General features: G+C 73.6%; 7 protein-coding genes. 4 read left to right on the forward strand and 3 right to left on the reverse strand.

Annotated features, from left to right (window positions below; all coding sequences use genetic code 11):
* Positions 1 to 20 precede the first annotated feature (20 nt).
* Together glf and MWU57_RS12390 are read left to right on the forward strand one after the other, a co-directional pair.
* On the forward strand, positions 21 to 1,157 hold the full coding sequence (gene glf / locus MWU57_RS12385; RefSeq protein ID WP_246909491.1) for a UDP-galactopyranose mutase: 1,137 nt from the start codon (positions 21 to 23) through the stop codon (positions 1,155 to 1,157).
* 193 nt (positions 1,158 to 1,350) lie between these two features.
* Positions 1,351 to 2,439, forward strand: coding sequence for an endonuclease domain-containing protein (locus MWU57_RS12390; protein WP_246909493.1), 1,089 nt, complete (start codon positions 1,351 to 1,353; stop codon positions 2,437 to 2,439).
* 57 nt (positions 2,440 to 2,496) lie between these two features.
* Here the strand turns inward: MWU57_RS12390 and manA are convergent, their stop codons facing one another.
* The gene (gene manA / locus MWU57_RS12395; RefSeq protein WP_246909494.1) at positions 2,497 to 3,729 is read right to left on the reverse strand and encodes a mannose-6-phosphate isomerase, class I; all 1,233 of its coding nucleotides are present in this window, start codon (positions 3,727 to 3,729) and stop codon (positions 2,497 to 2,499) included.
* Positions 3,730 to 3,811: 82 nt separating this feature from the next.
* Here manA and MWU57_RS12400 point away from each other — a divergent pair, with 82 nt between their 5' ends.
* Positions 3,812 to 4,588, forward strand: a complete 777-nt coding sequence (locus MWU57_RS12400; RefSeq protein WP_246909495.1) for a hypothetical protein — start codon at positions 3,812 to 3,814, stop codon at positions 4,586 to 4,588.
* Here the strand turns inward: MWU57_RS12400 and MWU57_RS12405 are convergent.
* Together MWU57_RS12405 and MWU57_RS12410 are read right to left on the reverse strand one after the other, a co-directional pair.
* Positions 4,540 to 5,478, reverse strand: a complete 939-nt coding sequence (locus tag MWU57_RS12405) for a hypothetical protein (RefSeq protein WP_246909496.1) — start codon at positions 5,476 to 5,478, stop codon at positions 4,540 to 4,542. The genes MWU57_RS12400 and MWU57_RS12405 overlap by 49 nt on opposite strands.
* On the reverse strand, positions 5,475 to 6,353 hold the full coding sequence (locus MWU57_RS12410) for a hypothetical protein (protein ID WP_246909497.1): 879 nt from the start codon (positions 6,351 to 6,353) through the stop codon (positions 5,475 to 5,477). Before MWU57_RS12410 ends, MWU57_RS12405 begins: the two co-directional genes overlap by 4 nt.
* Positions 6,354 to 6,549: 196 nt before the next feature.
* Here MWU57_RS12410 and MWU57_RS12415 point away from each other — a divergent pair.
* A partial coding sequence (locus tag MWU57_RS12415) for a cytidylyltransferase domain-containing protein (RefSeq protein WP_246909499.1) occupies positions 6,550 to 7,258 on the forward strand: 709 nt, incomplete at its 3' end.

Below are 7,258 nucleotides of genomic sequence, written 5' to 3' on the forward strand. Positions count from 1 at the left end.
CCACCCTCAGGAGAGTGACCATGAACGCCGACCTCGTCGTCGTCGGGACCGGGTTCTACGGTCTCACCGTGGCCGAGCGCATGGCCCACGCGGGCCGTCGCGTGCTGATGATCGACCGCCGCGACCACCTCGGGGGCAACGCGTACTCCGAGGACGACCCGACCACCGGCATCGAGGTGCACCGGTACGGGGCGCACCTGTTCCACACCTCGAACGAGCGGGTGTGGGAGTACGCCAACCGGTTCACCGGCTTCACGGACTACCAGCACCGGGTGTACACCACGCACCGCGGTGAGGTGTTCCCCATGCCGATCAACCTGGGCACGATCAACCAGTTCTTCCGCTCGGCGTACGGCCCGGAGGCGGCGCGCGCGCTCATCCGCGAGCAGGCCGCCGAGCTGGGGGACGCGGAGCCGACGAACCTCGACGAGCAGGGCGTGCGGCTCATCGGCCGCCCGCTGTACGAGGCGTTCATCCGCCACTACACCGCGAAGCAGTGGCAGACCGACCCGCGTGAGCTGCCGGCGTCGGTCATCTCGCGGCTGCCGGTGCGCTACACGTACGACAACCGCTACTTCTCCGACCGGCACCAGGGCCTGCCCGTCGACGGGTACACGGCGTGGCTCGAGCGGATGGCCGACCACCCGCACATCGAGGTGCGGCTGTCCACGGACTTCTTCGACGCCACGCAGCCCGTGCACAAGGACGCCGTGGTGGGGCAGGTGCCCGTGGTCTACACCGGGCCCGTGGACCGGTACTTCGACTACGCCGAGGGCGAGCTGTCCTGGCGGACGCTGGACTTCGAGACGGAGGTGCTGGACGTCGGGGACTTCCAGGGCACCACCGTGATGAACTACGCCGACGCCGAGGTGCCGTACACGCGGATCCACGAGTTCCGGCACTTCCACCCCGAGCGTGACTACCCGAGCGACAAGACCGTCATCATGCGGGAGTACTCGCGCTTCGCCGCGCGCCAGGACGAGCCGTACTACCCGGTGAACACCCCGGAGGACCGGGCGCGGCTGCTGCGCTACCGCGAGCTGATGGGCGGCGAGGCGGACGTGCACTTCGGCGGCCGGCTGGGGACCTACCAGTACCTCGACATGCACATGGCGATCGGTGCGGCCCTGTCGATGGTGGACAACCAGCTCACCTGACTCCCCGCTCGCTCCGGCCTCCGTCCGGCGCGCCCCCTCCTGTCGCCGAGCGTCGACTTCCGGACCGGTTTGAGGGGCCATAGCGGTCGGAACCTTGACGTTCGGCGGCCTGGGCGGCGTGCGCAGGGCGCGGCGTCCACAGCTGCTGCCCATCGCCCCGTGCCCACCGGCGACGTTCTGCTGGCATCCGTGCATGAGAACCTTCGCGCCGATCCCGGAGTCCCTGCTCGCCGTCGCCGAGGCGCAGGAGGGCCTGGTCGCCGGCCGCCAGTGCGACGAGCACGGTGTGGGCAGCTCGCGCCGCAGCCGCCTGGTGCGATCCGGGTGGTGGCTGGCCGTGACGCGGGGCGTGTTCGACACCTGCGCGGTCCGGCCCGCGCAGCGCACGGTCGAGCTGGTCCCGGCGCGGCCGGTCCCTCCGTTGCTGGTCAGCGAGGACGTTCCCGGACGGTCGCGCACCGCTCGGGAAGCGGCCCTGCGCCGACGGTCGCCGGCGGACCTGCTCCACGACCACCGACGACGGCGGGCAGCGTGGGCAGGCCTGCTCGCGTACGGCGGCGCGGCGATCGCCGTCGGCACGAGCGCGCTGGCGCTGCACGGCATCGAGGGCGTGCCGGGGAGGATCACGCCACAGGTCACGCTGCCGGACGCGTCCGCCCGGCGTCAGCACCCCGGCGTGGTCCTGCGTCAGTTCGACGACGGGATGACGGTCGTCCCGTTCGGTGACGGCCGCTCCGCCGGACGCCACCTCGCCTCGGTGGAGTGGGCCCTCGCCCAGAGCGTTCCTGAGCTGTGGCCGGCGAGTGCGCTCGCGGTGCTCGACTCGGCGCTCCGGCTGGAGGCGCTCGACCGGGCGGGGCTCGAGCGTGCGCACGACCACGCCCGCGGACGGCGCGGGGTCGCGGCGAGACACGTCGCCTGGGAGCTGGCGGACGGGAGGTCGGCCTCGCCGCTGGAGTCCGCGGGCCGCTGGCAGTGCCACGAGTGGGACGTGCTGCCGGACACGCTGCAGCTCCCGGTCCTCGACTCGGACGGCCGGCTCCTCGGGGTGGGCGACCTGGCCTGGTTCCGTGGCGGAGGTCGGGTGCTCGTGGTCGAGATGGACGGGTTCGACTGGCACGACGGCAGCGCGCGCGGTGCGGCGCGGGACCGTGACCGGGACAACGACTTCGCCCGCCACGGGGTCGACGTCCTGAGGTTCGCCGCCGAGCACGTCCGCCGCGACGTGGTGGGCCGCGAGGTGTCCCGCTTCCTCTCCGCGCGCCGAGCGTCGAGGTCCTGACCGCTATGGGCCGCTATTGCGGTCAGAACCTCGACACTCGGCAGCCAAGGGCGGGAGTCAGGGGACCCAGGCGCAGACGAGGTGGCCCGTGCCGTCGGCCGTGACGGGCCCGGCGGCGTCCGGCACCAGGCAGGACTCGCCGCGGCGCAGCTCGGTCTCGCCCGCGTCCGTCAGCAGCCGGACGGTGCCGTCCAGCACGAGCACGATGCGCGGTCCGTCGGGGGCGAGCGCGACGGGCTCGGCCGGGTGCACGTCGGCGGTCATGAGCGCGAACTCGGAGACCGGCGCCCGGTAGCTGGTCACCAGGCTCTCGCTGCCGGCGACGACCGTGTCCGGCCGCACCGGCGGGCGGGGGGCGAACGCCGCGCACTCGACGAGGGCGTCGGCGTCGACGTGCTTCGTCGTCAGGCCGGCCCGCAGCACGTTGTCCGACGCCGCCATGACCTCCACCCCCAGCCCGGACAGGTAGGCGTGCACCTCGCCGGCCGGGATGAACATGGCCTCGCCGGGCTCGAGCGACACCCGGTTGAGCAGCAGGGACGCCACCGCGCCGGGGTCGCCGGGGTGCTCGGCGTCGAGCTGCAGCACGGTCGCGTCCGCGCGGGCCGACGGCGACACCTGCGCGGCGCGGTCCCGCACCGACGCGACGGTGGCAGCGACGTCGTCCGCGCACCCCGGCGTCGAGCGGGCGGCGACGATCAGCTCCATGGCGGCCCGCAGCCCGGCCGACGACCGCGTGCCCGCCAGCGCTCCGCGCACCCGCGCGACGAGCTCGCCGTCGAGGCCGTCGAGCAGCTCGAGCACGGCTCGCGGGCTGCGGAAGCCGGCGAGGCCTTCGAACGCCGTGAGGGCGACGAGCATCTCGGGCTTGTGCTCCGTGTCGTGGAACGACCGGTGCGGCGCTCCGACGGGCAACCCGGCACGGGCCTCGCGGTGGTAGCCGGCCCGGGCGGCGTGCGGCCGCGGGTGCACCTGGAGCGAGAGCGCGCGGCGCGCGGCGAGGACCTTCAGCAGGTAGGGCAGGCGGGGGCCGAACCGGTCCGCGACCCGCCGGCCGAGCACCTCGGCGGGGGCGTCGACGACCAGCTCCGCCAGGGACGTGCCCGTCCCGAGGCGTGACGGCGCCGAGGGGTGCGCCCCGAGCCACAGCTCGGCGGCGGGCCGGCCGTCGCGCGGGAGCCCGAGCAGGCCCTGGATGTGGTCGTGGGATCCCCAGTCGTACGGCTGGACCGTGTTGTCGAGCCGGTGGGCGGCGGCGAGGTCGACGGCCGTTGTTGGTGACGTGTTCATCAGCATTTCATCGACTTTCCGCTCGTTGATGTGATTCACTCGGCGCTCGATCCTCGCGCCTCGACGACCGACCGGAGAATTCGTGCACGCTTTTCATTCCTTGGCCTATCTCGACGTCGAGAAGTCCGGCTCCACGTATGTCTCGCACTTTCTGCGCGACTTCCTGGACGACGACGAGGTGGCGTTCCGCAAGCACGTCGAGCTGGAGGACCGTCCGCCGTCGGGCCGGGTCCACGTGATCTCCGTGCGGGACCCGTTGGACACGTACCTCTCGCTGTACTCGTACGGCTGCCAGGGCAAGGGCGGGCTCTCGGGCACGGTCCGGGAGGCCGGGCTGGGGCACCTGTACGACGGCACGGCCGCGGGCTTCGACCGCTGGCTCGACGTCGTGCTCGACCCCGCCTACGCCCCGGCGCTCAACCCGCGCACCTACCACCGCTCGGGCGTCGCGGCGCACACGGGCCTGCTGTCCTTCCGGGTGGCGCGGCTGTCGAGCCCGCGCTCGAAGCGCTGGATCCGTCAGGCGACCTCCCCGGAGGACTTCGTCGCGCTCTACCGCCGCCACACCGTGGTCGACGTGGTGCTGCGCAACGAGTCGCTCACGGAGGACCTCGAGGCGCTCGTGCTGCGTGAGGACCTGGCGTGGCGCCCGTCGCGCGAGGCGGCGCTGGCGGCGCTGCGCGCCCAGCGCCGGCTGAACACGAGCCGTCGTCTCGACGACGACGGCGCCTTCGAGGTTCCCGCGGACGCCCGACGGCGCGTGGCCGCACGCGAGCGGCTGCTCACGGAGGTGTTCGGCTACGACGACGGTCATCGCAGCTCCACCAGCGAGCCGATGGCGGTCAGGTCCTCGTCGTAGCGCTCGGCCAGGGCGGCGGCGGTGCCGCCGTCCAGGAACGACGCCGGGACGTCGCCCGGTGCGGGGTGGCGGCCGAGCGCGTCGGTGACGAACCGGTGGAACGCCGCCCGCTCGTCCGCGTCCCGCAGCAGCGGCAGCACGTCCAGCGACAGGTCGGCCATGCGCTGCGTGTACCGCGTGTTGGTGCGCCGTGACACCTCGTCGCCGACCTCGACGCCCGTGGCCCCGAGCCGGTCGAGCGCGTCGGTGACGATCTGCCCGACGAGCGGCCGGGCCCCGGCGCGGTCGCGGTCGTAGTCGTAGACGGTGACGTGCTCGGCGCCGAAGACGCGCACGAGCTCCTCGACGACGCCGCGCCAGGACATGGTCGCGACGACGCGTTCGGCCAGCTCCTCGAAGCGCACGGTCTTGCCGTGCTTGAGCTGCTGCTGGTAGGCGGACTCCAGGAAGTCGCCGTAGCCCCGCACGGTGAACTGCACGTGCCGGGGGACGCCCGCGGTCGCCCGGCCGATGCCTTCGAGGTTCTCGGTGATCCGCGGGTACAGCCCGGGGACGCCGGGCGCGAAGGCGGGGCCGGTGTTGGACTCGCAGGAGTAGAACAGCCCCGGCGCGCGGGACGCACGCCAGGTGGCCGTGAGGAAGTCGCGCAGGTTGTCGTCGGCACCGGGCCGGGCGACGTCGTACCAGCCGTCGAGCGCGGCACGGATCTCGGGCTGGGTGGTGCGGGTGACGACGCCGGCGGCGGCGAGCTCGGCGGTGTGCTCGCGGCACCAGGACTGCACGGCGGTGGTGCCGGTCTTCTGCGAGCCGAGGTGCAGCACGACCTGCCGGCCGGGCGGCAGGGGGCGGCGGGCGGCGACGGCGCCGCGCAGGCGCTGGACGATGGTCATCGGACCTCCACCAGGTCGCGGAGGCGGGCCAGGTCGGCCTCGTCGCGGGCGGCGAGCTCGGCCTCCTGGTCGGGTGTCAGGGGCTGGGCCGGCGTGCCGCCGTCGTCCACCTGCCGGTCGACGAAGTGCGTCAGCGCGTGGCGCTCGTCGTGGGAGCGCAGGTGCGGCAGAGCGGTGAGCGCCACCTCGATCTGGCGGGCGCTCCAGCGGGTGTCGGCCACGCCCGTGACGTCCGCGAGGGGCAGGTCGTCGGTGCGGCCGGTGAGGCGGTCGAGCGCAGAAGCCAGCACGGAGCGGCCGACGGCGGCGGTCGCCCCCGCGGGATCGCCCGCGGTGCGGACGGCGGACGCGTCGTGGACGCTGACCCGGTCGGCACCGACCGTGGCCACGAGGCGCTGGACGATCGGGACCCAGCTCGGTGCCTCGAGCGCCGACCAGTAGGTGTCGAGGTCGACGAGGTGGCCGTGCCGCACGGTGGTCACCCAAGCGGACGTGACGACGTCGGCGTGCGCGGCGAGGGTGAGATGCACGCTCCAGGGCACGCCGGCGAGCGCCGCGGCCAGTCCGTCGATGCCGGCGTCGGCGTGCGGGAACAGCGTGCCGCCCCGGGGCAAGTAGGCGGGGCCGAGCGGGGCGGAGGAGGAGAACAGCACCGGCTCGTCGGCCACGAGGTGCCCGCGCAGCCGCTCACGCCCCTTGTCCGAGCGCCAGTCGAGCCCGGGCACCGCCGCGCGCAGGTCGGACCAGGAGGTCCGGGTCGTCACGTGGCGCTCGGCGAGCACGTCGCGGTGCGTTCCGCACCATGCGCGCACGGCACGCACCGTCGGACGGTGGGTGCCGAGATGGACGGCCACCGGAGGGGGCGCCTCGGGCATCTTTCGGGCTCCTTCTTGCCAGGTCCTGGACGCTGGAAGGTTAGTCCCTCGATGCGTCGGAAGTGACATCTTCATGGCGCCCGATCGCATTGTGCGACAGATAGGGGAAAGTGTTCACCGACGGGTCACGGAGTGTTCCTCGACAGTTTCCGGGATATGGCCGAATGCGCCGTGTTGGGCTCATAGTGTCGCCGCCATGAACGAATCCGTGCTCGTCGTCGTCCCCGCCCGTGGTGGGTCGGCCGGCGTGCCGCTGAAGAACCTGCAGCGGGTGGGGGGCAGCTCCCTGGTGGCCCGTGCGGTGCGTTCGGCGGCCGCTGCGCCGGCGGTGACCGACGTCGTCGTCTCGACCGACCACGCCGAGATCGCCCGCGAGGCTGCCCGGCACGGCGCCCGGGTGGTCGAACGTCCCGCGGACCTGTCCGGGGCGACGGCCAGCTCCGAGTCGGCGGTGCTGCACGTCCTCGACGCTCTCGCCGCCGACGGAGCCCCGCAGCCCGCGGTCACCGTGCTGCTGCAGGCGACCAGCCCGTTCGTCGACCCGGCGGACCTCGACGGCGCGGTGCGCCAGGTGCTCGACGGCACCCACGACGTCGTCGTCGCCGTCGCGCCCACCCACGACTTCCAGTGGCGGATGGACCCGGACGGCCCGGTGCCGGTCGGTCACACGACCGACCACCGGCCGCGCCGTCAGGACCGCGCGCCGCACTACCGCGAGACCGGGGCCTTCTACGTGATGCGGACCGCGGGCCTGCGCGAGCACGGCACCCGGTTCTTCGGGTCCGTCGGGCTGCAGCCGGTCGCCCCCGAGTGGGCCGTCGAGATCGACGAGCCCCGCGACCTCTGGCTCTCCCGCACGCTCCTCGACCAACCCACCGAGGCCGAGCGTCGAGGTTCTGACCGCA

Source organism: Isoptericola sp. S6320L (genome assembly GCF_023015685.1).
Lineage (GTDB): Bacteria > Actinomycetota > Actinomycetes > Actinomycetales > Cellulomonadaceae > Isoptericola > Isoptericola halotolerans_A.

Excerpts from the sequence above, each read along its gene's own strand:
- glf (WP_246909491.1), top strand. The coding sequence starts at position 21 with ATGAACGCCGACCTCGTCGTCGTCGGGACCGGGTTCTACGGTCTCACC.
- MWU57_RS12390 (WP_246909493.1), top strand. The coding sequence starts at position 1,351 with ATGAGAACCTTCGCGCCGATCCCGGAGTCCCTGCTCGCCGTCGCCGAG.
- manA (WP_246909494.1), bottom strand. The coding sequence starts at position 3,729 with ATGAACACGTCACCAACAACGGCCGTCGACCTCGCCGCCGCCCACCGG.
- MWU57_RS12405 (WP_246909496.1), bottom strand. The coding sequence starts at position 5,478 with ATGACCATCGTCCAGCGCCTGCGCGGCGCCGTCGCCGCCCGCCGCCCC.
- MWU57_RS12410 (WP_246909497.1), bottom strand. The coding sequence starts at position 6,353 with ATGCCCGAGGCGCCCCCTCCGGTGGCCGTCCATCTCGGCACCCACCGT.